Raw genomic sequence first — 25,893 nt, 5'->3', positions numbered from 1 at the left:
TTAGCGTTCCCACGTCGATGATAGTTCGGATAACAGATTGGCGTAAACGGATCTTTAACACAATTGGCCAAGAGTAAGTTCTGTAAGTTTTAGTTGAAATGTTCTCTTTTTGGTCCCATAAGGAACAAGAGGCGAACAAAGCAGCGATTGCCGCCCGGCAAAGGGTGTGACAAAAGGGAAGGCGACAGGACAATGGCGGATCTTCTGACGATGAGCGACAAGAAAAACGCGGACAAGCAAAAGGCGCTCGATAGCGCGCTGGCCCAGATCGAACGGCAGTTTGGTAAAGGCTCGATCATGAAGCTGGGCGAGGATGCCAAGCAGGATATCGAGGCGAGCTCTACCGGGTCTCTGGGTCTGGATATCGCGCTGGGAATCGGCGGTCTGCCAATGGGCCGGATTGTTGAGATTTACGGGCCTGAAAGCTCAGGTAAAACAACGCTGACTCTGCATTGTATTGCCGAACAGCAAAAGCGCGGCGGTGTCTGTGCATTTGTCGACGCAGAACATGCGCTGGACCCGCAATATGCCCGCAAGCTGGGCGTTGATCTGGATGAACTGCTGATCTCGCAGCCTGACACTGGTGAACAGGCGCTGGAAATCACCGACACACTGGTCCGGTCTGGCGCGGTGAACATGGTCGTGGTCGACTCGGTGGCGGCGCTGACGCCGAAATCCGAATTGGAAGGCGACATGGGCGACAGCAACGTCGGCGTTCAGGCCCGTCTGATGAGTCAGGCGATGCGCAAACTGACCGGCTCGATCAGCCGTTCGAACTGCATGGTAATCTTCATCAACCAGATTCGGATGAAGATCGGCGTGATGTTTGGCAGCCCGGAAACCACGACCGGTGGCAACGCGCTGAAGTTCTACAGCTCGGTTCGTCTGGACATCCGCCGTATCGGCGCAATCAAAGATCGAGATGAAGTGGTCGGTAACCAGACCCGTGTCAAAGTCGTTAAGAACAAGGTGGCCCCTCCGTTCAAACAGGTGGAATTTGACATCATGTATGGCGAAGGCATCTCGAAAATGGGTGAGCTGCTGGATCTTGGCGTCAAAGCCGGTGTAGTCGAGAAGTCGGGTTCGTGGTTCAGCTACGGGGACGAACGGATCGGGCAGGGTCGCGAAAACGCCAAGCAGTATCTTCGCGATCACTCTCGGGTCGCTTTGGAAATCGAGGACAAGATCCGCGCGGCCCATGGTCTGGACTTCGACATGCCGCCCGGAGCGGCCGAGGATGACGATATCCTTGAGGCCTAGAGAACGCTGACGGGAACAGCCTTAATCCCCCGGCACCCCATTGGTGCTGAGAATACCCGGTACAGGGCGGTCCATCGGGGCCGCCTTGTTTCGTTTGGAAGGTCAATGCTGTGGACACTTTGCGGGCGCGGCGATAAACCTGCGCAGACCATTCTGATTGCGCGCTGAGAGAGCCCCATGCCAACGTTGAACGACATCCGATCGACCTTTCTGAACTACTTTGCCAAGCAGGGGCACGAAGTGGTGGCGTCCAGCCCTCTGGTGCCGCGCAACGATCCGACTTTGATGTTCGTGAACTCGGGCATGGTGCAGTTCAAGAACCTGTTCACCGGTGTTGAAACGCGCGACTACCAGCGCGCGACCACTGCGCAAAAATGTGTGCGGGCAGGCGGCAAGCACAATGACCTCGACAATGTGGGTTATACCGCGCGCCACCACACTTTCTTTGAGATGCTGGGGAACTTCTCCTTCGGTGACTACTTCAAGCACGATGCGATTCCCTTCGCGTGGGAGCTTATCACCAAGGAATTCGGCATCGACAAAAACCGTCTGTTGACCACCGTCTATCACACTGACGACGAAGCCTTTGAAATCTGGAAGAAAGTCGGCGTACCAGAAGATCGCATCATCCGTATCGCGACCAGCGACAATTTCTGGCAAATGGGACCTACCGGACCCTGCGGGCCGTGCACCGAGATTTTCTATGACCATGGCGATCACATCTGGGGCGGCCCTCCGGGATCGGCCGAGGAAGATGGCGACCGTTTCATTGAAATTTGGAACATCGTTTTCATGCAGAACGAGCAGTTCGAGGACGGCTCGATGGTGGAACTCGACATGCAGTCGATCGACACCGGCATGGGGCTGGAACGGATCGGTGCGCTTCTGCAAGGTAGCCATGACAACTACGACACCGACTTGTTCAAGACGCTGATCGAGGCCTCCGCGGAGGCAACTGGCGTAGATCCTTACGGAGATCAGAACGTCCACCATCGTGTGATCGCGGACCACTTGCGTTCAACCTCGTTCCTGATCGCTGATGGCGTGATGCCCAGCAATGACGGTCGCGGCTATGTACTGCGCCGGATCATGCGTCGCGCCATGCGTCACGCACACCTTTTGGGCGCAAAGGATCCGGTGATGCACCGGCTGGTGCCCTCGCTCGTACAACTGATGGGAGCGCAGTACTCGGAACTGGGGCAGGCGCAGGCGTTGATCGAAGAGACCCTGCTGCTGGAAGAAACGCGGTTCAAGCAAACGCTGGATCGCGGCCTGAAATTGCTCGATGACGAGGTCGCGGGCTTGCCCGAAGGCGCGGCCCTGTCCGGTGATGCGGCGTTCAAGCTCTATGACACGTATGGGTTCCCACTCGATCTGACACAGGACGCCCTGCGGGAAAAAGGTCGGACCGTCGATACCGACGGGTTCGATGCGGCCATGGCCGAGCAGAAAGCCAAAGCACGCGCGGCATGGGCCGGTTCGGGCGAGGCTGCGGATCAGGCGGTTTGGTTTGACGTTGTCGACAGCGCTGGCGCGACCGATTTCCTGGGCTATGACACCGAAAAAGCCGAGGCTCAAGTCGCGGCGCTGATCGTCGATAGCGCTCTGGTCGACAAGATCGAACAGGGTGGCAGTGGCTGGGTCGTCGTGAACCAGACCCCGTTCTATGGCGAGGCTGGTGGTCAGGTCGGCGACAGTGGAGAGCTGCGCCGCCTCGATGCGCGTGAGGATATTTCCCGCGTTGAAGACACCAAGAAATTCGCTGATGGCAAGGTCTATGCACACAAGTTGACTGTGGACCATGGCACGCTGTCCAAGGGCGACGCGGTCGAGCTGGAGGTGGATCATGCGCGACGTTCGGCCATTCGCGCCAACCACTCGGCCACGCACCTTTTACACGAAGCCCTTCGTGAGACTCTGGGCGACCACGTTGCGCAGCGGGGTTCTTTGAATGCCTCGGATCGTTTGCGGTTCGATTTCAGCCATTCCAAGGCTCTGACGCTGGAGGAAATCCAAAAGGTCGAGCGTGAGGTGAACGATTTCATCCGCCAGAACTCGAGCGTAGAAACCCGGATCATGACGCCGGACGACGCACGTGAACTGGGTGCTCAGGCTTTGTTTGGTGAGAAATACGGCGACGAAGTTCGCGTTGTTTCGATGGGTAAGGCGCCGACCGGCAAGGGCCAGGATGGCGAGACCTGGTCGATTGAGCTTTGCGGTGGCACGCATGTCCGTCAGACCGGCGATATCGGCACGTTCGTTGTGCTGGGAGACAGCGCAAGCAGCGCGGGTGTCCGGCGGATTGAGGCGCTGACGGGCGATGAAGCCTTCCGCTATCTGTCCGCTCAGGATCACCGTTTGGCACAGGTCGCGTTGGAGCTGAAAGCGCAGCCGGATGATGTGGTGGCCCGCGTGAAATCGCTGCTGGTTGAGCGGAAAGCCTTGCAGAACGAAGTTGCTCAGCTGCGCCGCGATCTCGCTATGGCAGGCGGGGCCGGGCAGGGCGGCGGCGCGGAAGCGACCGAAGTCAACGGCGTCAAGTTTCTGGCCCAGACACTCAGCGGTGTGTCCGGCAAAGATCTTCCTGCATTGATCGACGAACACAAAAGCCGACTGGGATCTGGCGCGGTTCTGCTGATCGCGGACACAGGCGGCAAAGCGGCTGTCGCGGCTGGGGTCACCGCGGATCTGACCGATACGGTTTCGGCCGTTGATCTGGTCAAAGCCGCAGTGGTTGAGCTGGGCGGCAAGGGCGGCGGTGGTCGCCCGGATATGGCCCAAGGTGGCGGCAAGGACGCGACCAACGCAGATGCGGCGATCAAAGCCGCCGAACAGGTATTAGAGGGATAAGATGGCTGCTCTTTGGATTGCACATGTCACGGTAACTGACGCCGAAGCTTATGGAAGATACGCAGAGCTGGCAGGACCCGCGATCGCTCAGCACGGTGGAGAGTTCATTGCGCGTGCGGCGCGTTACGTTCAGCTCGAAGGGAAGGAGCGTCCGCGAAATGTGGTCGCACGTTTCCCCTCAGTCGAGGCTGCGGTCGAGTGCTACAACTCCGCAGCATACCAAGAAGCGCTCGATCACGCCCGCGGGGCAAGCGAGCGCGAATTGGTCGTTGTTGAAATCACCGACTGAGAATCAGCTGTTTCGGCAGAGTCAGTTTGACGGACTCGGCGAAAATCATCACATGAATCGCTGCGCGGCTTCCATTTCCTTCTTGGGGGTCGCGATTGCATTGAAAGTTTATTAAAAAACAATACATTGCAACGATTCAACATTCTAACCCAGTCATAAATGTGGCGGATTGTCCTCAATTCTTGCCCGAAATTGCCGCGGATTGTGACGAATTTCCGCCTTTTTTACCCCTGATCCTCAACATTGATTGCGTCACCAAAGCCAGTTGCGGTTAAAGTCGGAAAACTTCGACACCCTGATTGGCCGGACTCACGCGGGCAACTTGGATTGAGGAACGGGTATGAAATATTCGGCAGTAGGTTTTTCGGCGGGTCTTCGGTCGGTCGCCAGATTTTCAGGGCGCTCCTTTGGGATTTGCGCTTTGGTCCTGACGTCGTTTTTCGCCACCTCTGCGGCGCAGGCGTCAGAGGGCGCGTTCATAACTGCGATTTCAACCTCTCCGCCACCGTCTGGAGCACAACAACTATGCCGTCAGTACAGCTGGGCCTGTTCAGGCCAAAAAGTGGCCTCGTTGACGAGCAAGCAGGAAATGCAGATCGTCAAGAAAGTGAACTTGCAAGTCAACGCGTCCACCCGTGCAATTACAGACCAATCGCAATACCGCCAGCGTGAGTTTTGGGCTTTGCCGACGACACGGGGCGGTGATTGTGAAGACTTTGCCTTATTGAAAAAGCGCAACTTGATCAAAGCAGGAATTGATCCGAGCAAGCTTTTGATTGCGACTGTTTTGGATACGCGTCGGAACGCGCATGCTGTGTTGGTCTATCGATCAGCTCAGGGTGATCTGGTTCTGGACAACTTGACCAACAGCATCAAACCCTGGAAAGCGACCCGGTATCTTTTTCTGAGGATGCAAGACCCAAAGCAGCCGCGCCGTTGGGTTGGGGTTTACGGGAATAGTTGACCAAATTTACAATCTGAATAGGTAAGGGCGCCTGCTTGGGCGCCCTTTTTGATTCTCGCAGTGTACATCAAACCTGCAGTTGGAATTGTGTTCTACGCAGGATCAGAAACCTCAGAACTTTGTTATGTGACGTCGCCGCCTTTGCCGTCGTCGCCACCTTTGCCGTCGTCGCCACCTTTGCCGTCGTCGCCGCCTTTGCCGTCGTCGCCGCCTTTGCCGTCGTCGCCGCCTTTGCCGTCGTCGCCGCCTTTGCCGTCGTCGCCGCCTTTGCCGTCGTCGCCGCCTTTGTCATCGGGACCGCCATCGTCACCCGGAGGATTCCCAGACGGACCACCTGTAGTACCGGGATTTCCATCAGGTTTGCCATCCCCGGATCTTTGATCAGCGAACCCTGTGGATGCGGTCGGCAAGTCCGAAAGCAACGCGGCCAGTTGTGGGCATTCCGCGCCGGTACGGGCCAGGAAGTTGCCGAAATCTGCGCGACGCTGAATGTAGCGGATCATACCCGATGTGACGGCGTCACATTCGCAGAGAATCTCGGGCGAGCTTGCAGCCTGACGTGCCGTTGAGACGGTACATGCGGCTTGTGCGGCTGTAACGCCTACCATTTGAACGGCAACAGCTGCGGCGATTACTTTTAGTTTGCTGGAATGGATGCCCATGATGGAACTCCTCGGTACTCGTTAATCTCTGCGTCGAACTTATGCACCAAAACCAAATGGGCTTGTATGAACGACGTCACACTTTGAACAAGATTACACCTTTTTAAGGTCGAACTTACAAGTCGCCGCCCACTTGGCGAGATTGTCAAAAGACTGAAAAAATCGCAAAAATCACTTAAAACCAATAAGAAAGGCCAGCCGAGGGCTGACCGTTCCTTGAATGCCATTTTTCAAGATTGAGGAAATAATGTCACAAAAATGGCATTGTTTCCCAATCGAGAACGGCGATTTATCCGGCTTTCGCCATCCGTTTCCGCTCATGCGGGTCAAGGAATCGCTTGCGAAGACGGATTGCGTTAGGCGTCACCTCGACCAGTTCGTCGTCATCAATATAGGCGATGGCTTCTTCCAATGAGAACTGGATGTGGGGCGTCAGGCGCACCGCGTCGTCCGAGCCGCTGGCCCGCACGTTGGTCAGTTTCTTGCCTTTCAGCGGGTTCACTTCCAGATCGTTGTCGCGGGAATGCTCACCAATCACCATGCCCTGATAGACATCGGTCTGAGGGCCAACGAACATGCGGCCACGCTCTTCGAGGTTCCACAGGGCGTAAGCGACGGCCTGGCCATTCTCCATCGAGATCAAAACGCCAGCACGACGGCCCGGGATCTGCCCTTTATGCGCAGCCCAGCCATGGAACACGCGGTTCAGAACACCAGTGCCGCGGGTGTCCGTCAGGAACTCTCCGTGATAGCCGATCAGGCCACGGGACGGCACATGCGCTATGATCCGGGTTTTTCCGGCACCGGCAGGGCGCATCTCGACCAGTTCGCCCTTACGCGCACCGGTGATCTTTTCGATGACCGCACCGGAATATTCGTCATCCACGTCGATCGTGACTTCTTCGACAGGCTCCAGCCGTTGACCATCTTCCTCACGGAACAGAACCTGCGGGCGCGAGATGCTGAGTTCGAACCCTTCGCGGCGCATGTTCTCGATCAGAACGCCCATCTGCAATTCGCCACGACCGGCCACTTCGAACGCCTCGCCGCCCGGGGTGTCGGTGATACGGATCGCAACGTTGGATTCCGCCTCTTTCATCAGACGGTCACGGATAACGCGAGATTGCACCTTCTTGCCGTCACGACCAGCCAAAGGCGAGTCGTTGATGCCGAAAGTCACGGTGATGGTTGGCGGGTCGATGGGCTGAGCGGGCAGGGCCTCTTCAACCTGCGGTGCGACTAGCGAGTCCGCGACGGTGGCTTTGCTCATACCTGCGATGGTCACGATGTCACCAGCCTCGGCCACATCGATCGGTTGTTGCGCCAAACCACGGAAGGCAAGGATTTTCGATGCCCGGAAATTCTCGATCAACGAGCCATCGCGGCTGAGCGCCTTGAGGCTGTCGCCCGCTTTCAGAGTACCGCTTTCCACACGGCCCGTAAGAATACGGCCGATGAACGGGTCGCTGCCCAAGGTCGTTGCCAGCATGCGGAACGGCTCGTCTTTCTTTTCGGCCTGTTTCGGCGCAGGTACGTGATCGACGACCAGATCGAACAGCGCGGTCAGGTCCTTGCGCGGCCCGTCCAGCTCCATATCCGCCCAGCCCGAACGGCCCGATGCATACATGGCAGGGAAGTCTAGCTGATCGTCATCTGCGCCGAGGTTTGCGAAGAGATCGAAGCACTCATCCAGCGCACGGTCGGGTTCGGCATCGGGTTTGTCGACCTTGTTCAGGACCACAATGGGGCGTAGGCCCAGTGCCAGCGCCTTGGAAGTCACGAATTTGGTCTGAGGCATCGGACCTTCAGCTGCGTCAACCAGCAGGACGACACCGTCCACCATGCTTAGGATGCGCTCAACCTCGCCGCCGAAATCGGCGTGGCCGGGGGTGTCGACGATATTGATGCGCGTGCCTTTCCATTCGACCGAGGTCGCCTTGGCCAGAATGGTAATGCCGCGCTCGCGTTCCAGATCGTTGCTGTCCATGGCGCGCTCCGCCACGGCCTGATTTTCCCGGAACGCGCCGGATTGTTTGAGCAGCTCATCCACCAGGGTCGTTTTGCCGTGGTCCACGTGAGCGATGATTGCGATATTGCGCAGGTCCATGAGAGGTCAGCCTTTGAACGGGAAGTTGCCCGGCGCATAGCGCGGCTTGACCCAATATACCAGCCCTAACCGGCGTTCAGTGGCCTGCGGTCTTTGAAAACAGATGAATGATCAAGATTCCGGCCAATATCAACGTCAGCCCCAGAACCGCCCACAGGTCGAGCTTTTGCCCGAAGACCACAAAGCCGATGATTGCGATGAAGAAAATCCCAAGCCCGGACCAGATCGCATAGACGATGCCCACTGGCATGTATTTCAACGTCAATCCCAACAGGTAAAACGCCAGCCCGTAAGCAACTACGACCAGAACCGAAGGCCAGAAGCGCGAGAATTGCTGACTGGCCTGCAAGGCCGTTGTGCCTACGGTTTCGGCAAAGACGGCCATCAGCAGGATCAGGTAGGCTTTGGGCATGATCTCAACCTTTTGCATGCAAATCACGCGCGAATTCTCAACATGAAACAGGCCGCCCCGGCAAGCACATTCGGTTGCTTGGGTGCGTGACACCACAAGATAAAGGTCGGGTATACCTGACTACGATCTGATCACAATTTATGCAAATAACAGAACAGTATTTGTTGATTTGTTTTCGAGTTTTTCAATGACTGTGTTTATTAAATACGTCGTTTTTGCTTCGACTCTTATTGCGGCGCTAGGGTGGCTTACAGACGGGGGGTCCGTCAGTTCTGATGCAGCCGAAATGTTAGTTGGTTTCTTTGTTTTGTAGTTTTGGCGTCAATCAAGATCCAAGCAGGGAAAAGGGCCTTATTGGCCCTTTTTCTTTTGCCTAGCCCCTCGCTGAAACCGTGAAGTAATCTGCCAAATACGGTTGCAACCAATCCCAAAGACCGGGCGCGCCGCGCTCGATGGCGGGCCGGACCCGCGCTTCGATCTGAGGGTAGGTCACGGCATAATCCACCCACGAGCCGCCGCCCGTTTCAAGATTTGCAATTGGGGTCTGAAACCGATCAACAGCCTTGGCGAACCGCGCATCTGCCGAGTTGGCGCTCTCAAACTCATGCCAGAGATCCGAAAACGCCTGCGTTTGATCCTGGGGCAATAATCCGAACAGGCGTAGCGCTGCGGCCTCTTCCTTTTCGGCTTGTGCGGCGTGATCGACCTGACCGTGGATCGGGTGATCTCCCGCGTCGATCTCGACAATATCGTGAAGCAGCAGCATGTGCAGGACGCGGTCCAACTGGACCTCAGCGTAGGAATGTTCGGCCAGAACCCATGCGTACAGCATGATGTGCCACGAGTGCTCAGCCGAGTTTTCGAACCGATCAGCCACCATAAGGCGCGACGCACGCATGACGGATTTCAACTGATCCGCCTCAACCAGAAACGCCAGCCGTTGAGTGAAGCTATTGTTCTCGGTCGGCGCATCTACCAAAAGCGCAGCAGCGTGCTCATAAGCCGCAGGCAGTGCCTCAGACAGATAGGCTGCACGTCCCGTCGCGAGGTTCTCACGGGCGATCTCCATATGATCGGGCCGTTTAGGCGATGCGTACAGCACCTGAAACAGGGGCTGACACCGGTCGAGCATCTTGGCGAACTCGGCGTCGGGCGTCTGGTCGGCTTCGAATTCCGTCCATAGGTCCAAAAAACTCTGGGTCTGGTCTGGCGGCAATAAACCGAACAAATCCAAAGCCGCAGCGTGTTCGGCCATGGCGACGCTCTGCCAGTCGGTCTCGAGATGGATTGGGTGGTCGCCCACGATGATCTCGACCAGATCATGCAGCAACAACATGCGGATGACCCGATCAATTGATACGTCCGACCCGGCCAGAGGCCCCATGACCAGCGCCCAAAGCGCCAGATGCCAGCTGTGTTCTGCTGAATTCTCGGGCCTGGATTGATCCAGCAGGGTGTTTGCCCGATCCACCGTCTTCAACTTGTCCGCTTGTTTCAGAAACGCGATTTGCGCGGACAGTCGATCATTCATTGTTTTTCAATCGCTTTCAGCTTTGAGCGGTGATCTGTCAGGCGTTTGATCACGAATTGGCGGGCCTGGCGTTCAGACAGGCGCACGCGGATCTCGGTCAGAAAGGCCTCTTCCAGAGATTGGGAGGAGGCTGCAAGCAGGTTGCCGACCTCCATGTAAAACCGATCGTCGCCGGTTTCATCCATGACCTTCAATGTATCCTCGGCCAGTTTCGCAGCGAGGGTATTGATGGTGTCTGTCATCAGCGCGTGTTCTCGGTCAGGCGGCGTTTCACATAGTCGCTGACATCGGTGATGAGCGTCTCCATGTGCTGATCCTGGAAGAAGTGATCCGCGCCTTCGACCTCATTATGAGTGATCGTGATCCCCTTCTGCTCATGCAACTTGTTGACAAGCGCGGTTGTATCCGCCGGAGGCGCCACGCGGTCGGACGAGCCATTGATGATCAGACCCGAAGACGGGCAGGGGGCGAGGAACGAAAAGTCGTACATATTCGCTGGGGGCGACACACTGATGAAACCGGTGATTTCCGGGCGTCGCATCAGCAACTGCATTCCGATCCACGCACCGAACGAGAAGCCGGCAACCCAGCAATGCTTGGAGTTGTTGTTCATCGACTGCAGATAGTCGAGAGCCGAGGCGGCATCGCTCAACTCGCCGACACCCTGGTCATATTCGCCCTGGCTGCGGCCCACGCCGCGGAAGTTGAAGCGCAACACGGTGAAGCCCATGTTGTAGAACGCGTAGTGCAGATTATAGACCACCTTGTTGTTCATGGTCCCGCCGAACTGAGGATGCGGGTGAAGCACGATGGCGATCGGTGCGTCTTTTTCCTTTTGCGGGTGGTAGCGGCCTTCCAGGCGGCCTTCGGGTCCGGGAAAAATCACCTCGGGCATGTGTGCTTTGGTCCTGTCTTTATCTTGGGCGCCGGGAAATACTTGACTGTATTCGTTGGGCACCTTAGAACGGTTCTAAATGTGATATCCTGCGCAACGCGCTGTCAGTCGGAGATACGCACTGGCGGCGGCGGCGTCAATGATTTCGCGTCCAACTTGCCGAAGGGAAATGACAATGAAGCTGTCGACAAAGGGCCGGTATGCCATGGTGGCGCTGGCGGACATTGCGCTGCAGCCCTCGGACAAGATCGTGACACTGGGTGAAATTTCGGAACGGCAGGATATCTCGCTGCCGTATCTTGAACAGTTGTTCGTCAAACTGCGCCGGGCCGAGCTTGTGACTTCGACCCGAGGTCCGGGTGGTGGGTATCGCCTTGCACGGCAGCCGTCGGAGATCCGCGTAGTCGAGATTCTGTCTGCCGTAGATGAGACGGTGGATGCAATGGCCAAGGGGGCCGGGGCCTCAGGCGCGTCCTCGGGCAGCCGGGCGCAATCCCTGACGAACCGTCTTTGGGAAAGCCTCAGCGCACATGTCTATGTGTTCCTGCATCAGACCCGCCTGTCTGACGTGATCAAGAACGACCTCGCGCCCTGTCCCGCGGTTCCGAACCTGTTTGCCGTTGTAGATGAGTGATCCGTAGCCTCTGAGTACAAGTTTCAGAAATATCAGGGAAAAGATGACTCCATGAATCGTGTTTATCTCGATCATAACGCCACCACGCCTTTGCGACCCGAAGCGCGGGACGCGATGATCGCGGCAATGGATGTCTGCGGCAACCCATCGTCGGTCCATGCAGAGGGGCGCGCGGCGAAGGCTTTGGTCGAACGCGCACGAGCGCAGGTGGCATCGGCTTTTGGGGCTGATGGTGCGGATATCGTATTTACCTCAGGCTCGACCGAAGGCGCCGCTTTGGCTTTGGCGGGTCGAAATCTGCACGGTGCATCAATTGAACATGACGCGGTAAGAGCATGGATTGCCGAGGATATCTTGGTTTCTTCGGACGGGATGGCCACTGTGAGCGATCCAGCGAATGCGACGCTGCAAGTTGCGAACTCGGAAACGGGTATCGTGCAAACGCTGCCCAAGGGGCTGGCGGTGACCGATGCGACCCAAGCGTTTGGCAAGCTGCCGATTGCGTTCAATTGGATGGACGTTCAGATGGCGCTTGTGTCTGCGCATAAACTGGGTGGCCCGAAAGGGATCGGAGCCGTCGTGATGAAACGCGGCACGGATCTGCCTGCTCAGATCAAGGGTGGCGGGCAAGAGATGGGGCGGCGCTCGGGCACCGAAAATGTCATTGGAATCGCGGGGTTCGGGGCCGCTGCTGAAGCAGCTGCCAGAGATCTCGCCAATGGCGTTTGGGAGCAGGTCGAAGAATTTAGAAATATTCTAGAAAACGCCCTTGAGGCTGGTGAAAGATCACCTATTTTTGTCGGGATAGACCAGACTCGCCTGCCAAACACGTCATGTTTCGCGTCGCCCGGCTGGAAGGGTGAAACGCAGGTCATGCAGATGGACCTGTCTGGTTTTGCGGTTAGTGCGGGCTCGGCCTGTTCAAGCGGAAAGGTTCGCGCCAGCGCTGTTCTGACTGCGATGGGATTTGATGAGGGGACGGCAGCCAGCGCAATCCGCGTGTCGCTGGGACCTCGGACTACCAAGGAAGATGTGCTGCGTTTCGCCGAAACGTGGCTTGAGAAAGAGAAAAAGCATCGCGCGCGGGCCGCGTGATCTGACGGAGGGTAAACAATGGCCGCTTTGGACCAGACCCAGGTAAAAGAGGGTGTCGATCAGGAAACCGTGGACGCGGTACGCGAGGTCAGCACTTATAAATACGGCTGGGAAACTGAGATCGAGATGGAGTACGCGCCCAAAGGCGTGAACCCGGATATCGTTCGACTGATCTCGGAAAAGAACGAAGAGCCCGAATGGATGACCGAGTGGCGTCTGTCGGCCTTCGAGCGCTGGACCAAGATGGAAGAGCCGAAATGGGCCATGGTCAATTACCCTGAAATCGACTTTCAGGACCAGTATTACTATGCCCGTCCGAAATCTATGGAAGAGAAACCCAAATCTCTGGACGATGTCGATCCCAAGCTTCTGGCGACTTACGAAAAGCTCGGTATCCCTCTGAAAGAACAGATGATTCTGGCAGGTGTCGAAGGCGCCGAGGATATGCCCGCCGAGGGTCGTAAAGTGGCCGTCGACGCCGTTTTTGACTCGGTTTCCGTTGGTACAACTTTTCAAGCTGAACTGAAGAAGGCAGGCGTCATTTTTTGCTCGATCTCGGAAGCGATCAAAGAGCATCCTGAACTGGTGAAGAAATATCTGGGCACCGTGGTTCCGGTGTCAGACAATTTCTATGCCACTCTGAACTCGGCTGTGTTCTCTGATGGTTCGTTCGTCTACATCCCGCCGGGCGTCCGCTGCCCGATGGAACTCAGCACCTATTTCCGTATCAACGCGGAAAACACGGGCCAGTTTGAGCGCACTTTGATCATCGCTGACAAGGGCTCTTACGTGTCTTATCTGGAAGGCTGCACCGCACCTCAGCGCGACACCGCGCAGCTTCATGCGGCCGTGGTCGAGATCATCGTCGAAGAAGATGCCGAAGTGAAATATTCGACCGTTCAGAACTGGTTCCCCGGTGATGAAAACGGCAAGGGTGGTATCTATAACTTCGTGACCAAGCGTGCCGATTGCCGCGGGGATCGCTCTAAGGTGATGTGGACGCAGGTCGAGACCGGCTCGGCCGTGACGTGGAAGTACCCGTCCTGCATCCTGCGCGGCGAGGAAAGCCAGGGTGAGTTCTACTCGATCGCGATTGCCAACAACTATCAGCAGGCCGATACCGGCACCAAGATGGTTCACCTCGGCAAGAACACCAAGTCGCGCATCGTCTCCAAAGGCATCAGCGCGGGCAAGGCACAGAACACCTATCGTGGACTGGTCTCGATGCACCCGAAAGCCAAAGACAGCCGCAACTACACCCAGTGTGACAGCTTGCTGATTGGCGACAAATGCGGCGCTCATACAGTGCCGTATATCGAGGTTAAGAACAACTCGAGCCGCGTCGAGCATGAGGCAACGACCTCGAAAGTGGACGACGACCAGCTGTTCTACTGCCGCCAACGTGGAATGGACGAGGAAGAGGCCGTGGCGCTGGTCGTCAACGGGTTCTGCAAAGACGTGCTGCAGGCGCTGCCGATGGAATTTGCGATGGAGGCCCAGCAGTTGGTGGCAATCTCGCTTGAAGGGTCGGTTGGCTAACCAATTCTTGCGGGACGAGAGGGTCATTGAAGTTGGAAACACCTGCGGAAATAATAAGATGGATCAAGAAATCCCGGCGTTCTGGGGTTTTTCGGGCCGCCCAAGCACAGGTGGTGCGCGCTCGTGTTCATGACCGCAACGTATTCTTCGCTGTCGCCAACCCGCTCGATGCGATTCAAAAATACCACTTCGCGGGCTCGTTCTACGAGGTTGAAGAACTAAGAATGATATCGGAGCATTTTCCGGTGGGCGGACGGTTCCTGGACATTGGGGCCAACGTCGGAAACCACAGTCTGTACTTGGCGTTGTTCTTACATGCTTCACTCGTTGTTCCGGTTGAGCCCAACCCAGTGGCTGCGGAACTTTTGGTTAGTAATCTGCACCTGAACGGGGTTGAAAATAAGGTTGATTTCAACTGGGTCGGGGTCGGTGTTTCCAACGAAACGCGATCAGATCTAAGTTTGCAATGGAAACCGCAAAACCTTGGCGGAGCTAAACTGATTGACCAGCAAGGCTCAATACAGGTTGTTCCCGCGGCAAGCTTGATAGAGGGTCGCTCGTTCGATTTGATCAAGATTGACGTTGAAGGAATGGAAATTGCCGTTTTGGAAAGCCTTCTACCAGAATTGGCTGAGAGTCGTCCGGTTCTGTTTGTTGAGGTGGACAATTCAAACGCCGAGGCCTTCAAAACACTCATTGCGGCCCATGGGTATGAAATCGCAGATCAGTACAGGCGCTACAGACGAAATGAAAACTACCTGATCAGACCTGTACCAAAGGCACCGGAGATCGCTCAATCCGCCTAACAACGGATTAAAATTGGAAATTCAAACAATGCGACAGTCTAATTTGCTGGCGCGAAACGAGGAAAACATGCTGGAAATCAAGAACCTGCACGTACAGCTTGAAGAAGAAGACAAGCAAATTCTCAAAGGCGTTGACCTGACAGTCGAGGCTGGAAAGGTGCATGCGATCATGGGGCCGAACGGCTCGGGCAAGTCGACGCTCAGCTATGTGCTGTCGGGGCGGGATGGCTATGAGGTCACCGAAGGCTCGGCCACTCTGGACGGTGAAGACCTGCTAGAGATGGAGCCGGAAGAGCGTGCCGCAGCTGGTGTGTTCCTCGCGTTCCAATACCCGGTTGAGATCCCGGGCGTCGGCAACATGACCTTCCTGCGCACCGCTGTGAACGCGCAACGCAAAGCACGTGGCGAAGAGGAACTGTCGGCCGCTGACTTCCTGAAACTCGTTCGCGAAAAGGCGAAATCGCTGAAGATCGACGCGGACATGCTGAAGCGTCCGGTCAATGTCGGCTTCTCCGGCGGTGAGAAAAAGCGTAATGAAATCCTGCAGATGGCGATGCTGGAACCCAAAATGTGCATTCTGGACGAGACCGACTCGGGCCTCGACGTGGATGCGATGAAGCTGGTCTCCGAAGGTGTGAACGCGCTGCGGGATGAGGGACGTGGCTTCCTAGTCATCACCCACTACCAGCGCCTGCTGGACCACATCAAACCGGATGTTGTTCACATCATGGCCGATGGCCGCATCGTGAAATCGGGTGGTCCTGAGTTGGCGCTGGAAGTTGAAAACAACGGCTACTCCGACATTCTTGCCGAGGTGAACTGATGGCCTTACCGCAAGCAAAACAGACCGCAACCGAAGAGCGTCTGGCCTCGCTGACAATGCCTAATCCCGGCTGCACCAAAGCCGCGCGCCAAGGGGCTTTGGCCCGGGTGCGAGAAATGGGGCTGCCAAGTCGGCGCGATGAGTACTGGAAATATACGCGTCCGGATACGCTAGTTTCGGCCGATGCGCCCAAGGCTGCCATTTTCGACTCGGGCGAGCCGATGGTGTTCAACGATGTCGATCGGCTTCAGATCGTATTCGTCGATGGTGTGTTCGATGCCGAAGCCTCGGACGATCTGAGCTTAGAAGGTGTCAAGATCGACCGGCTGGAGAATATTTGCTGCAAGGATATCCACTGGGCCAAGGATCTTTACGGCAAGCTCGAGGAGCGGGGCCAAACCCCGGTTCAGCGTCCTTTGGCCGCTTTGAACACAGCGTTTGCGACAGACGGCGTTGTCATCCATGTGACCGGCAAACCATCGAAACCGATCAATCTGGTGTACCGTCACGAGTCGGAAGACTCGGACGCGATCCTGCATCACGTGATCCGTGTTGAAAGCGATGCCGAGGCCACGATCCTCGAGAATGGTCCGGCCGCGTCGCGCTTCAACAAATGCATGGAGATCGACATCGCCGATAACGGGACCTTGCACCATGTCCGGGCACAGGGCCGGGATCATGAACGCCGGGCCGCGACCCATATGTTCACGCGGCTTGGTCAGGAATCGACCTACAAGTCGTTCACCCTTACCGCCAATGGCGTGCTGACCCGCAACGAGCAGGTGGTTGAACTGACCGGTGACGACGCCGTAGCCCATGTGGCCGGAGCCTGCGTCGGGGACGGTGATTTTCACCACGACGATACCGTTTTTGTAACTCACGACGCGGTGAATTGCGAAAGTCGTCAGGTGTTCAAAAAGGTCCTGCGAAACGGCGCGACAGGCGTTTTCCAGGGCAAGATCCTTGTGAAGGAAGGCGCGCAGAAAACTGATGGCTACCAGATCAGCCAGTCGCTTTTGCTGGACGATGACAGCCAGTTCCTCGCCAAACCCGAGCTAGAAATCTACGCCGATGACGTTGCTTGTTCGCACGGGTCGACCTCGGGCGCGATTGATGAGACGGCCTTGTTCTACCTACGCTCGCGCGGGGTTCCGACGAAGGACGCCACCAACATGCTGACGCTGGCTTTCCTTGCCGAGGCGGTGGATGAGATCGAGGACGAGACACTGGCCGAAGAGATCGTGACCCGTCTGGAAGGCTGGCTTTCGCGTCACAGCTGATATGCCGGTCTCATCAGATATCGTCGCCACATACCGGGGGCCGGGGCGCGTTGTGCGCCGGCTTCTGGATATGGGGCCGCGCGAAGACCGAGCGCTAATCTTCGTCATGGCCTTTTGCGTGGTGGCGTTCATCGCGCAAATGCCCAGCCTAGCGCGCCGCGCGCATCTTGAGCAGGTCGAGTTGAACATGCTTCTGGGCGGAGCACTTTTGGGCTCGGTCTTCATCCTGCCGCTGTTCTTCTACACGCTGGCTTTGGTGTCTCATTGGGTCGCGCTACTGGTGGGCGGGCAGGGCAGTGCCTATGGTGCCAGATTGGCTTTATTCTGGGCGCTCTTGTCCTCAGCACCTTTGGTTTTGCTAAACGGACTGGTTGCCGGGTTCATAGGCCCTGGTCCGACTCAAACTTTGGTCGGATTGATTTGGGTTGCCGTTTTTGTCTGGTTCTGGTTATCCGGATTGCGACAAGCACAAAGGTCGGCTGAATGACTATACCCCCCCTGGGCCCGCTGGCGAGCCTGACGCTCAGAAAACCTGCCGAAGCGGCGCGACAGATTTTGGCCCTCAACCCGGGGCGAGAGGTTCTGTGGTTGGCATTCTTTCTGGCCGTTGTCCTCAATTGCATCGCGCAGATGGGCATAGATATGTCGATCGCCGCATCGGGTGGCCCGACTGTATCCCAGTCGATTCCGGTTGTGCTGATCCGGTCTGCCGGGACGATGCTGTTCAGCATTCTGGCCTTTCTCTATGTCGGGCGTTTTCTGGGCGGAACGGGGCGTTTTGAAGATCTGATGATCCTGACGATCTGGCTGCAGTTTCTGCAAATTGCAGCACTGGTCGCGACCCTCGCGCTGAGCTTGATCGCGGTAGCTTTTATGGCCCCTCTGATCCTGGCAACGGCCATCTATAGCCTCTACATAACGCTTCATTTTCTGAATGAGGCGCACAAGTTTGGATCTCTGGGCAAGTCCTTTGGCGTCATATTGTTGACGGCGTTGCTGGCGGTACCTTTTGTCCTATTTCTCAACCCGTTGGGTCCTGTCTAGAAAGATCTCTCATGTATGATGTGCAGAAAATCCGGTCCGATTTCCCGATCCTGTCGCGGCAGGTGAACGGCAAACCCCTGACATATCTGGACAATGGCGCGTCGGCGCAGAAACCTCAGGTCGTGATTGATGCCGTAGCGCGCGCCTACGCAGAAGAATACTCCAACGTGCATCGCGGGTTGCACTACCTCTCGAACCTCGCGACCGAGAAATATGAGTCCGTGCGCGGCACCGTTGCGCGTTTTCTAGGTGTTGCTGATGAGGATGAGATTGTCCTGAATTCAGGCACGACCGAGGGGATCAATCTGGTCGCCTATGGCTGGGCCATGCCACGGCTTGAAGCCGGGGATGAGATCGTCCTCAGCGTGATGGAGCACCACGCCAACATCGTGCCCTGGCATTTCCTGCGTGAGCGTCAGGGCGTGGTGCTGAAATGGGTCGATGTCGATGCGGATGGCGGGCTTGATCCGCAGGCCGTGATTGACGCAATCGGCCCCAAGACCAAACTGGTCGCGGTCACGCAATGTTCGAACGTGTTGGGCACTGTGGTCGACGTGAAGGCCATCACTGCGGGCGCGCATGCCAAGGGCGTGCCAGTCTTGGTTGATGGTAGCCAGGGTGCGGTTCACATGCCGGTTAATGTGCAGGATATCGGTTGCGATTTCTATGCCATCACCGGGCACAAACTCTATGGCCCCTCGGGTTCCGGTGCGATCTATATCAAATCCGAACGTATGGCCGAAATGCGCCCCTTCATCGGCGGCGGCGACATGATCAAAGAGGTCAGCAAGGATCAGGTCATCTACAATGATCCACCGATGAAGTTTGAGGCTGGCACGCCGGGCATAGTTCAGACTATCGGTCTCGGGGTGGCCCTGGACTATATGATGGATCTGGGGATGGCGAATATCGCCAGTCACGAAGCGGGTCTGCGCGACTATGCCATGCAACGTCTGACCGGTCTGAACTGGCTACAGGTTCAGGGCACCCGGCCGGACAAGGCCGCGATCTTCAGCTTTACGCTGGATGGGGCAGGGCATGCACATGATGTCTCGACGATTCTGGACAAGAAAGGCGTTGCGGTTCGCGCCGGTCACCATTGCGCCGGTCCTTTGATGGATCACCTTGGGGTGACGGCCACCTGTCGCGCCAGCTTTGGCCTCTATAACACCACGGATGAGGTCGACACCCTGATCGACGCGCTTGAACTGGCGCATGATCTCTTCGCCTAAATCTCGGCCGAGCCGGTCCGTTTTCCAGTTGCACCCGGCTCGGAACAAGGTTAGCTAACGGCCAAGGCACCTGTAGCTCAGCTGGATAGAGCGCTGCCCTCCGAAGGCAGAGGCCAGAGGTTCGAATCCTCTCAGGTGCGCCAAATCTCACAGTCTTGATGATTTGTTCAGTCCGACCGTCGTGGTCGTTGCATCCGCTAGATGTTTGATTTGGAAAATATCTTTAGCCTGAACAAGCTAGAGAAACGTTGGGGATTGGCTCTGCAACGAACAAAGGCCGCCAATTGCAGCAGCCCGTTCCAGCAAAATTCGAGTTTTGCAACAACACTCAGGCAGACCTAATGGCCTGCCAAGTCCATCTCAATAAACGACAGTATGATTAACCGCGCCAACTGCGAACAACGCCGCAATCCATATGGACGAAGTTCGAACGGTAGTATTGTCCAACACCGCCTGCACGACAGGACATGGCCGCTTTGGCCATCTGGGAAACCGAGCGGGATGCGAGGCGCAGGTCAGCCGCCTGTCCCTGCATATGGAGCGAGTTCCGCGCTACCCGGCGCGATTTGGACCGCAGCATGGCGTTGGTTTGTGGCGAGCGATACCCCGAAAGGAGCATATAGGGCTCATCAGCATCCAAAAGGTTGTGCGACGCCGCCATGATGTCGATTGTACGCAGATCCATCGCTTTCGACTGATCGGTACGCCAGTCGCGCATGAAATGGTTCACTTCTTTAACAGCGTCTTTGATGTACTTGCCATCAACCCAGTAAACCATATCAATCCGCTCACCCGTGCGACCGGAATACATGCGAATTCGGCGAATATCACCACCACCACGAAGGAAGCCTGCTGCGTTGGAATAAGTCGGTGCTGCCGCCACGGCCGTTGCCGCGAATGCGCCCAGAAGGGCACGACGGGTAATACCCGAAGTACTGCTCTTGGTCATTTTTTGTTTCGTCCCGTACTGTTCCTGCCTGCGCACGATGTTACGCGCGCTGTATTAATATTTTCCCATCCCAGATGGCGAATGTATGGCACAGTTGGAATCGTCGGCCAAGAAGTCTTTGGAATGCACCTTTGTTAGGGGGAATTTTCGGCAGTTTTTTGCGCAGGTGATGCAAATGAGTCATTTTATTGAGCAACTGAGTGTTTTCGGCATCGGGTAGATGCAAACGCGCATCAGGGTGCAAGAGAAGAAAAAAGGTAAGGTATTTGTGAATAGACAAGCCCAATGGCTGAAAACCATATATAAAATAAAGCTTCGGCAGACATCGCATAAGTTATTGAAGAACCAAGGCCATCCCATGCTCTCAGTGTTACGGACCAGTACCAGTTTTGTTTTCACCGCCTGTTTTTTGGCGACGGCATCTATGGCGAACACGTCATCAGGCGAGGGTTCGAACACGGCATTTCGGATGGCGGTTGCTGAGAATACCTCGCCTTCTGATCAGATAGCTGAATTTTATCGCAGCAATAGCTTTGTCCCTTTGTGGGTCGGCGATACAGCAGAACACGCCAAACGCCGTACGGCGTTGATCAAAGCCCTATCCGAGATGGAGCGCCATGGATTGCCCGAAGCATTTGACGTGCAGGCACTGGTCGATCAGATGGCTGAGGCTCGTTCGGTTCGAGATTTGGGCACTGTCGAGGCTGAGCTGTCCCGCGTCTTCCTGACCTATGCAAATGACATCTATTCCGGCGCCTTGCGGCCAGCCAGTATTGATGATGGCCTGGTGCGCGAGGTTAAACGCCGTGATGCAAACCAGCATCTTGAGGCACTCAACACCCAAGGTGCAGCGTATTTTGAAACTCTGATCCCGCAGACCGCCCAATATCGCGCTTTGATGAAGCAAAAGATCGCGTTGGAGAACCTGATCCGCCAAGGCGGGTGGGGGCCCACCGTTCCAGTGGCTAAACTGGAATACGGCGATACCGGTCCGAATGTGATCAAACTGCGCAATCGGCTTGTTGCGATGGGTTACCTTAAGCCCACGGCCAGTCCAGAATTTGATGACGACCTGCTTGCGGCCGTTCAGGCGTTCCAAACGGCACACGGACTGGAATCGGACGGTGTGGCCGGACAAGGTACCATCACCGAGTTGAACCGACCGGCATCGGACCGGTTGAAAGCCGTCTATGTTGCCTTGGAGCGGGAACGTTGGCTGCCGCGCGATCGGGGCGAGCGGCATATTTTGGTCAATCAGGCCGACTTCTCGGCAAAGATCGTGGATGACGGGCTGGTCACGTTCGAGACCCGCGCTGTGATCGGCAAAAACGTACATGATCGCCGCAGCCCTGAATTCTCGGATGAAATGGAGCATATGGTGATCAATCCCAGCTGGTATGTGCCACGCTCGATCATCACCAAGGAATACCTGCCGAAACTGAAATCGAACCCGAACGCGGTGGGCCATATCCAGATCACGGACCGCAGTGGTCGTCAGGTCAATCGAGGGGCCGTCGATTTCACCCAGTTTACCGCACGCAACTTCCCGTTCGCGATGCGTCAGCCGCCCAGCAAAAGCAATGCGCTTGGGCTGGTGAAGTTCATGTTTCCCAACAAGTACAACATCTATCTGCATGATACGCCTCAGAAATCTCTGTTCGCGCGTGAGGTTCGGGCGTTCTCGCACGGGTGTATCCGACTGGCGCAACCTTTCGAGTTCGCCTATGCGCTGCTGGCCAAGCAGGAGGAAGACCCCAAAGCGTTCTTCCACCGTGTGTTGAATACCGGCAAGGAGACAACAGTGAAGCTGGACAAGAAAGTGCCCGTCCACCTGATCTACCGCACGGCCTATATCGGCCCGAAGGGTGAGGTTCAGTATCGCCGCGACGTCTATAACCGCGATGCCAAAATTTGGGACGCGCTGCAAAAGGCAGGGGTGGCCCTGCCGGACGTTCAGGGGTAAGCACTCAGGGTAAATCCTGCCCAAAAGGACGCCCGCTATGCAGTTCACCATCCAAAAGATCGCCGACAACCTTGGGGCCGAGTGTCAGGGTGAAACAGACCTGACAATTCTGCGGGCCGCTGAACCGGGTGATGCCGGACCAACCGATCTGGCGATGGCAATGTCCCCCAAATATGCCGAAACGCTTTCGAACGGTGAGGCCCGCGCGGCAATGCTGTGGGAAGGCGCGGATTGGCAAGCAATGGGCCTGCGCGCTGCGATCTTTGTTACGCGCCCCCGAATGGCGATGGCTGGTATAACGACAATGCTGGACCGGGGGCAGGGTGTTGAGCCGGGTGTTCACCCCTCGGCTGTGATCGACCCGACGGCCGAAATTGCTGAGGGTGTTTCGATCGGTCCGCTGGCCGTTATCGGCGCGCGGGCGAAGATTGGCGCGGGATCGGTGATTGGTCCGCACTGTACAATCGGAATGGACGTGGTGCTGGGCGAGCAAGCCCTGCTGCGCGAAATGGTCAGCATCGGCGCGCGTGCGCAAATCGGCGACCGTTTCATCGCCCAACCCGGCGCGCGTATTGGTTCCGACGGGTTCAGCTTTGTTACCCCTGAGATTTCAGGTGTTGAAAACGCGCGCAAGACGTTGGGCGATCAGGGCGATGCAAAAGCGCAAAGCTGGCTGCGCATCCATTCTCTGGGCGCAGTGGAAATAGGGGACGATGTCGAGGTCGGCGCAAACTGTACGATCGACAATGGCACGATCCGAAACACGCGGATTGGCGATGGTTCGAAGCTCGATAACCTTGTGCATGTGGGGCATAACACGCGCATCGGGCGCGATTGTTTGCTGTGTGGTCAAAGTGGATTGTCCGGCTCAGTCGATGTCGGAAACAACGTGGTTCTTGGCGGTCAAACCGGCGTGGCCGACAATGTTTTCATCGGTGATGGCGTGATCGCGGGGGGCGCAACCAAAATCCTGTCCAACGTACCAGCCGGACGTGTGGTCATGGGCTATCCAGGCGTCAAGATGGAAACCCATACCGAGATCTACAAGGCACAGCGCCGCTTGCCGCGCATGGCTCGCGACGTCGAGGCATTGAAAAAGGCTGTTTTCAAACAGTCTCCGAGCGATTAAATCATCCTCAGATTGATAGCCAGGGGATCAACATGAGCATCAGCGACCGCGTCATCGCAATCATTGCAGAGCAGGCCGTTCTGGAGCCATCGGATGTCACACCCGACAGCACACTTGCGGATCTGGGCATCGACAGCCTGGGGTTGGTCGAAAGCATCTTTGCCATCGAGGAAGAGTTCGACATATCGGTTCCCTTCAACGCCAATGAGCCCGAGGCCAACGATTTCGACATCTCGAACGTAGCCGCGATCATTGCCGGCATCGAACAGCTTGTGTCGGAAAAGGTCTGACCCGAAACAATGAAACGGGTTGTCATTACCGGGGCGGGTACCATCAACTCGCTGGGTCATTCGGTCCCCGACACGCTCGAGGCCATGCGCGAAGGGCGTTGCGGTATCTCGGATCTTGAATTCCGCGATGTTGACCGCCTGGCGATCAAGATCGGCGGTCAGGTGCGGGGGTTTGAGGCCGAAGGGCGCTTTAACCGCCAGCAAATGTCTCTCTACGATCGGTTTACGCAGTTCACCTTAACGGCCGCGAAAGAGGCTATCGACCAGTCGGGCATTCAGTTCCACGGCGAGCTCGCGGCACGATCCGGAGTGGTTCTGGGCACGGCGGGTGGAGGCGTCTCGACCTGGGATGACAATTACCGCTCGGTTTATGAGGACGGCAAAAACCGGGTGCATCCCTTTGTTGTGCCCAAGCTGATGAACAACGCGGCGGCCAGTCATGTCTCGATGGAGCATAACCTGAAAGGCCCCAGCTTTACGGTTTCAACGGCCTGCGCGTCGTCGAACCATGCTATGGCGCAGGCGTTTCAGATGGTGCGCAGCGGTGCCGCACCTGCGATGATCACCGGTGGTTCCGAATCCATGCTGTGTTTCGGCGGTGTGAAGGCCTGGGAAGGTCTGCGCGTGATGTCCAAGGATGCCTGCCGCCCCTTTAGCGCCAACCGCAACGGGATGGTGCAGGGCGAGGGTGCCGGTGTCTTTGTGTTCGAGGAATACGAACATGCCCGCGCCCGCGGCGCAGATATCCTGTGTGAGGTTGTGGGATTCGCCATGTCCTCGGATGCGTCCGATATCGTGATGCCCAGCAAGCAGGGTGCCGCACGAGCGATGGCCGGCGCGTTGGCGGATGCCAAGCTGAACGCCAGCGATGTGTGCTATATCAATGCGCATGGCACAGGCACTGCGGCGAATGACAAAACAGAATGCGCCGCCGTGGCGGATGTGTTTGGACCGCATGCAGATGATCTGATGATCTCATCGACGAAATCCATGCACGGCCACTTGATCGGAGGCACCGGAGCGGTGGAGCTTTTGGCCTGCATCATGGCGCTGCGGGACGGCGTTATCGCGCCCACCATCGGTTATGAAGAACCTGACCCGGAATGTGCGCTGGACGTGGTGCCAAACGTCGCGCGTGAAGCCAAGGTCGACGTGGCGCTCAGCAATGCGTTTGCGTTTGGCGGGTTGAATGCCGTCTTAGCGCTCAAAAGCGTCTGAGCTGCAAAGAAAACCGCCGCCACAAAGCTGCCGCGGCGATCTCTATTCGCAGCTGACTTAGTTGACGTTAATGGCCAGCCCGTCAAAGCCCGAAGTGAAGCCCGACAGGGACATATCCATTGTTATAACCTGATCGGGGAAGCGCGCGGGAACCAGCGAGAAGGTCGCTTTGCTGCCCGCTTTCATCGCGTCAATGTCACCCTGGCTGAGGCCCAGCTGCGCGACACAGCCAACAGGCAGACAATGGTGGTAGTTGTAGAGCTTGCGCGGTGCGCCGTCGATCGACAGGGCCAGTTGCGCTTGTAGCAGGGTCTCCAACGGTACGATCACATTGGCCCATGCAACAGCCGCTCCGCCTTCGGGCAGCTTGCCGATGGACACTTCTGCAATCGGATCACCCTGAGGGCCGTTCAGAACCTGAACGATCGCACAAGGATCTTCGCCTTCCGGTGCCTTGATGCAGGAGACATCCCAATCGCCGGATTCTTCTTTGACAAATTGCTCACCCACACGCGGGCCGGATTGGCCTAAATCGAGGCCCGCGCCCGCATCGGCCCCAGTGCCTTCAGTAGTCGTGCCTTCGGAAGTCGTTTCCTGCGCGCTAACCGCTCCGCACATCAGAACGGCTGCCAGAGTATTAAACGAGAGGAGTTTCTTGAACATGAATGCCTCGGTTTGCTGTTTGTTTTGCCTCATCTAGCATCCTTCGCTGCGGCTGTCAGTCGTTAACCGAATGGCTGAGATCAATGTGAGCGTTTTCTTGGGCCAAACCCCGCTCAAGAACCAATACAGGCAAAAGAAAAGAGGGCTGGTGGAGCAGCCCTCTTCCCAAAATTTTTCTCCCCGTCGGACTGGCCGACTTAGTTATGCGCAGACGTTACGAAAGGGGGGAGCAGGGGTCAACCGCTAACAGAAAAATTT

25 protein-coding genes and 1 tRNA gene are annotated in these 25,893 nt (G+C 56.8%); 18 read left to right on the top strand and 8 right to left on the bottom strand.

The genetic code is table 11. The features are described 5' to 3' along the window. The first annotated feature begins 192 nt into the window (after positions 1–192). From recA to ACR0B5_RS03950, 4 genes are all read left to right on the top strand, one after another. A complete protein-coding gene (gene recA / locus ACR0B5_RS03965) occupies positions 193–1,260 on the top strand; it encodes a recombinase RecA (RefSeq protein ID WP_419739602.1) in 1,068 nt (355 codons plus the stop codon). A gap of 177 nt (positions 1,261–1,437) precedes the next feature. Next, a complete protein-coding gene (gene alaS, locus ACR0B5_RS03960; protein ID WP_480538533.1) occupies positions 1,438–4,110 on the top strand; it encodes an alanine--tRNA ligase in 2,673 nt (890 codons plus the stop codon). 1 nt (position 4,111) lies between these two features. After that, positions 4,112–4,399: a DUF1330 domain-containing protein gene (locus tag ACR0B5_RS03955; RefSeq protein ID WP_170467000.1), complete on the top strand. Its 288-nt coding sequence runs from the start codon at positions 4,112–4,114 to the stop codon at positions 4,397–4,399. Between the two features lie 340 nt (positions 4,400–4,739). Then, entirely contained in the window at positions 4,740–5,363 is a 624-nt protein-coding gene (locus ACR0B5_RS03950) for a transglutaminase-like cysteine peptidase (protein WP_480538531.1), read from the top strand. A gap of 122 nt (positions 5,364–5,485) precedes the next feature. Here the strand turns inward: ACR0B5_RS03950 and ACR0B5_RS03945 are convergent, their stop codons facing one another. From ACR0B5_RS03945 to ACR0B5_RS03920, 6 genes are all read right to left on the bottom strand, one after another. Further along, positions 5,486–6,025 carry a hypothetical protein gene (locus ACR0B5_RS03945; protein ID WP_480538529.1) on the bottom strand — a complete coding sequence of 180 codons (540 nt, stop codon included), beginning with the start codon at positions 6,023–6,025 and terminating at the stop codon, positions 5,486–5,488. Between the two features lie 289 nt (positions 6,026–6,314). Next, on the bottom strand, positions 6,315–8,132 hold the full coding sequence (typA, locus tag ACR0B5_RS03940; RefSeq protein WP_170373681.1) for a translational GTPase TypA: 1,818 nt from the start codon (positions 8,130–8,132) through the stop codon (positions 6,315–6,317). Between the two features lie 76 nt (positions 8,133–8,208). Further along, the gene (locus tag ACR0B5_RS03935) at positions 8,209–8,544 is read right to left on the bottom strand and encodes an SMR family transporter (protein ID WP_170458169.1); all 336 of its coding nucleotides are present in this window, start codon (positions 8,542–8,544) and stop codon (positions 8,209–8,211) included. Between the two features lie 373 nt (positions 8,545–8,917). Beyond that, positions 8,918–10,075, bottom strand: coding sequence for an HD domain-containing protein (locus ACR0B5_RS03930; protein ID WP_480538526.1), 1,158 nt, complete (start codon positions 10,073–10,075; stop codon positions 8,918–8,920). Next, a complete protein-coding gene (locus ACR0B5_RS03925; protein ID WP_170373684.1) occupies positions 10,072–10,317 on the bottom strand; it encodes a hypothetical protein in 246 nt (81 codons plus the stop codon). The genes ACR0B5_RS03930 and ACR0B5_RS03925 overlap by 4 nt, the downstream gene beginning before the upstream one ends. Next, entirely contained in the window at positions 10,317–10,970 is a 654-nt protein-coding gene (locus ACR0B5_RS03920; protein WP_480538738.1) for an alpha/beta hydrolase, read from the bottom strand. The genes ACR0B5_RS03925 and ACR0B5_RS03920 overlap by 1 nt, the downstream gene beginning before the upstream one ends. A gap of 175 nt (positions 10,971–11,145) precedes the next feature. On the opposite strand from ACR0B5_RS03920, the gene iscR reads away from it, so the two are divergent. The 10 genes from iscR to ACR0B5_RS03870 all read left to right on the top strand — a co-directional run bounded on the left by iscR (position 11,146) and on the right by ACR0B5_RS03870 (position 19,566). After that, entirely contained in the window at positions 11,146–11,604 is a 459-nt protein-coding gene (gene iscR / locus ACR0B5_RS03915; RefSeq protein ID WP_170373686.1) for a Fe-S cluster assembly transcriptional regulator IscR, read from the top strand. Between the two features lie 51 nt (positions 11,605–11,655). Continuing rightward, positions 11,656–12,699 (top strand): cysteine desulfurase family protein, encoded by a 1,044-nt coding sequence (locus ACR0B5_RS03910; RefSeq protein WP_480538524.1) that lies wholly within the window; start codon positions 11,656–11,658, stop codon positions 12,697–12,699. Between the two features lie 18 nt (positions 12,700–12,717). Further along, positions 12,718–14,238 carry a Fe-S cluster assembly protein SufB gene (gene sufB, locus ACR0B5_RS03905; RefSeq protein WP_170764253.1) on the top strand — a complete coding sequence of 507 codons (1,521 nt, stop codon included), beginning with the start codon at positions 12,718–12,720 and terminating at the stop codon, positions 14,236–14,238. Between the two features lie 26 nt (positions 14,239–14,264). Further along, complete coding sequence (locus ACR0B5_RS03900; protein ID WP_480538521.1) at positions 14,265–15,044, top strand: FkbM family methyltransferase; 780 nt, start codon at positions 14,265–14,267, stop codon at positions 15,042–15,044. A gap of 67 nt (positions 15,045–15,111) precedes the next feature. Then, positions 15,112–15,867, top strand: coding sequence for a Fe-S cluster assembly ATPase SufC (gene sufC / locus ACR0B5_RS03895; protein WP_170373689.1), 756 nt, complete (start codon positions 15,112–15,114; stop codon positions 15,865–15,867). After that, positions 15,867–17,147 (top strand): Fe-S cluster assembly protein SufD, encoded by a 1,281-nt coding sequence (gene sufD / locus ACR0B5_RS03890; RefSeq protein WP_480538519.1) that lies wholly within the window; start codon positions 15,867–15,869, stop codon positions 17,145–17,147. The genes sufC and sufD overlap by 1 nt, the downstream gene beginning before the upstream one ends. Before the next feature lies 1 nt (position 17,148). Further along, complete coding sequence (locus ACR0B5_RS03885; RefSeq protein ID WP_480523691.1) at positions 17,149–17,634, top strand: YIP1 family protein; 486 nt, start codon at positions 17,149–17,151, stop codon at positions 17,632–17,634. After that, positions 17,631–18,191 (top strand): Yip1 family protein, encoded by a 561-nt coding sequence (locus ACR0B5_RS03880; protein WP_170688650.1) that lies wholly within the window; start codon positions 17,631–17,633, stop codon positions 18,189–18,191. Before ACR0B5_RS03885 ends, ACR0B5_RS03880 begins: the two co-directional genes overlap by 4 nt. Positions 18,192–18,202: 11 nt before the next feature. Next, complete coding sequence (locus ACR0B5_RS03875; RefSeq protein ID WP_480538516.1) at positions 18,203–19,423, top strand: cysteine desulfurase; 1,221 nt, start codon at positions 18,203–18,205, stop codon at positions 19,421–19,423. Between the two features lie 66 nt (positions 19,424–19,489). Then, positions 19,490–19,566 (top strand) — tRNA-Arg (locus ACR0B5_RS03870). A gap of 236 nt (positions 19,567–19,802) precedes the next feature. Here ACR0B5_RS03870 and mepK read toward each other — a convergent pair. Continuing rightward, on the bottom strand, positions 19,803–20,372 hold the full coding sequence (mepK, locus tag ACR0B5_RS03865; RefSeq protein WP_170373694.1) for a peptidoglycan L,D-endopeptidase MepK: 570 nt from the start codon (positions 20,370–20,372) through the stop codon (positions 19,803–19,805). Positions 20,373–20,796: 424 nt separating this feature from the next. Between mepK and ACR0B5_RS03860 the strand changes: the two genes are divergently transcribed. Genes ACR0B5_RS03860 through ACR0B5_RS03845 form a run of 4 tightly spaced genes read left to right on the top strand, consistent with a single transcriptional unit; the run spans position 20,797 to position 24,972 of the window. Next, positions 20,797–22,335, top strand: a complete 1,539-nt coding sequence (locus tag ACR0B5_RS03860; protein WP_480538514.1) for a L,D-transpeptidase family protein — start codon at positions 20,797–20,799, stop codon at positions 22,333–22,335. Between the two features lie 37 nt (positions 22,336–22,372). Next, positions 22,373–23,464, top strand: coding sequence for a UDP-3-O-(3-hydroxymyristoyl)glucosamine N-acyltransferase (gene lpxD / locus ACR0B5_RS03855; RefSeq protein ID WP_480538512.1), 1,092 nt, complete (start codon positions 22,373–22,375; stop codon positions 23,462–23,464). Between the two features lie 32 nt (positions 23,465–23,496). Next, on the top strand, positions 23,497–23,754 hold the full coding sequence (locus tag ACR0B5_RS03850; RefSeq protein WP_170373697.1) for an acyl carrier protein: 258 nt from the start codon (positions 23,497–23,499) through the stop codon (positions 23,752–23,754). A 9-nt stretch (positions 23,755–23,763) separates the two neighbouring features. After that, positions 23,764–24,972, top strand: coding sequence for a beta-ketoacyl-[acyl-carrier-protein] synthase family protein (locus ACR0B5_RS03845; protein ID WP_170479505.1), 1,209 nt, complete (start codon positions 23,764–23,766; stop codon positions 24,970–24,972). 57 nt (positions 24,973–25,029) lie between these two features. Here the strand turns inward: ACR0B5_RS03845 and ACR0B5_RS03840 are convergent, their stop codons facing one another. After that, entirely contained in the window at positions 25,030–25,635 is a 606-nt protein-coding gene (locus ACR0B5_RS03840; RefSeq protein ID WP_170467705.1) for an invasion associated locus B family protein, read from the bottom strand. Positions 25,636–25,893 lie beyond the last annotated feature (258 nt).

It is taken from the genome of Ruegeria sp. AG1 (genome assembly GCF_056541705.1).
The sequence above is the reverse complement of the archived record's forward strand: the minus strand, read 5'-3'. Positions and strand labels throughout refer to the sequence as shown.

Bases quoted from the DNA above. Each gene is read 5' to 3' on its own strand.
- recA (WP_419739602.1), top strand. From the start codon at position 193: ATGGCGGATCTTCTGACGATGAGCGACAAGAAAAACGCGGACAAGCAA.
- alaS (WP_480538533.1), top strand. From the start codon at position 1,438: ATGCCAACGTTGAACGACATCCGATCGACCTTTCTGAACTACTTTGCC.
- ACR0B5_RS03955 (WP_170467000.1), top strand. From the start codon at position 4,112: ATGGCTGCTCTTTGGATTGCACATGTCACGGTAACTGACGCCGAAGCT.
- ACR0B5_RS03950 (WP_480538531.1), top strand. From the start codon at position 4,740: ATGAAATATTCGGCAGTAGGTTTTTCGGCGGGTCTTCGGTCGGTCGCC.
- ACR0B5_RS03945 (WP_480538529.1), bottom strand. From the start codon at position 6,025: ATGGGCATCCATTCCAGCAAACTAAAAGTAATCGCCGCAGCTGTTGCC.
- typA (WP_170373681.1), bottom strand. From the start codon at position 8,132: ATGGACCTGCGCAATATCGCAATCATCGCTCACGTGGACCACGGCAAA.
- ACR0B5_RS03935 (WP_170458169.1), bottom strand. From the start codon at position 8,544: ATGCCCAAAGCCTACCTGATCCTGCTGATGGCCGTCTTTGCCGAAACC.
- ACR0B5_RS03930 (WP_480538526.1), bottom strand. From the start codon at position 10,075: ATGAATGATCGACTGTCCGCGCAAATCGCGTTTCTGAAACAAGCGGAC.
- ACR0B5_RS03925 (WP_170373684.1), bottom strand. From the start codon at position 10,317: ATGACAGACACCATCAATACCCTCGCTGCGAAACTGGCCGAGGATACA.
- ACR0B5_RS03920 (WP_480538738.1), bottom strand. From the start codon at position 10,970: ATGCCCGAGGTGATTTTTCCCGGACCCGAAGGCCGCCTGGAAGGCCGC.
- iscR (WP_170373686.1), top strand. From the start codon at position 11,146: ATGAAGCTGTCGACAAAGGGCCGGTATGCCATGGTGGCGCTGGCGGAC.
- ACR0B5_RS03910 (WP_480538524.1), top strand. From the start codon at position 11,656: ATGAATCGTGTTTATCTCGATCATAACGCCACCACGCCTTTGCGACCC.
- sufB (WP_170764253.1), top strand. From the start codon at position 12,718: ATGGCCGCTTTGGACCAGACCCAGGTAAAAGAGGGTGTCGATCAGGAA.
- sufC (WP_170373689.1), top strand. From the start codon at position 15,112: ATGCTGGAAATCAAGAACCTGCACGTACAGCTTGAAGAAGAAGACAAG.
- sufD (WP_480538519.1), top strand. From the start codon at position 15,867: ATGGCCTTACCGCAAGCAAAACAGACCGCAACCGAAGAGCGTCTGGCC.
- ACR0B5_RS03885 (WP_480523691.1), top strand. From the start codon at position 17,149: ATGCCGGTCTCATCAGATATCGTCGCCACATACCGGGGGCCGGGGCGC.
- ACR0B5_RS03880 (WP_170688650.1), top strand. From the start codon at position 17,631: ATGACTATACCCCCCCTGGGCCCGCTGGCGAGCCTGACGCTCAGAAAA.
- ACR0B5_RS03875 (WP_480538516.1), top strand. From the start codon at position 18,203: ATGTATGATGTGCAGAAAATCCGGTCCGATTTCCCGATCCTGTCGCGG.
- mepK (WP_170373694.1), bottom strand. From the start codon at position 20,372: ATGACCAAGAGCAGTACTTCGGGTATTACCCGTCGTGCCCTTCTGGGC.
- ACR0B5_RS03860 (WP_480538514.1), top strand. From the start codon at position 20,797: ATGGCGAACACGTCATCAGGCGAGGGTTCGAACACGGCATTTCGGATG.
- lpxD (WP_480538512.1), top strand. From the start codon at position 22,373: ATGCAGTTCACCATCCAAAAGATCGCCGACAACCTTGGGGCCGAGTGT.
- ACR0B5_RS03850 (WP_170373697.1), top strand. From the start codon at position 23,497: ATGAGCATCAGCGACCGCGTCATCGCAATCATTGCAGAGCAGGCCGTT.
- ACR0B5_RS03845 (WP_170479505.1), top strand. From the start codon at position 23,764: ATGAAACGGGTTGTCATTACCGGGGCGGGTACCATCAACTCGCTGGGT.
- ACR0B5_RS03840 (WP_170467705.1), bottom strand. From the start codon at position 25,635: ATGTTCAAGAAACTCCTCTCGTTTAATACTCTGGCAGCCGTTCTGATG.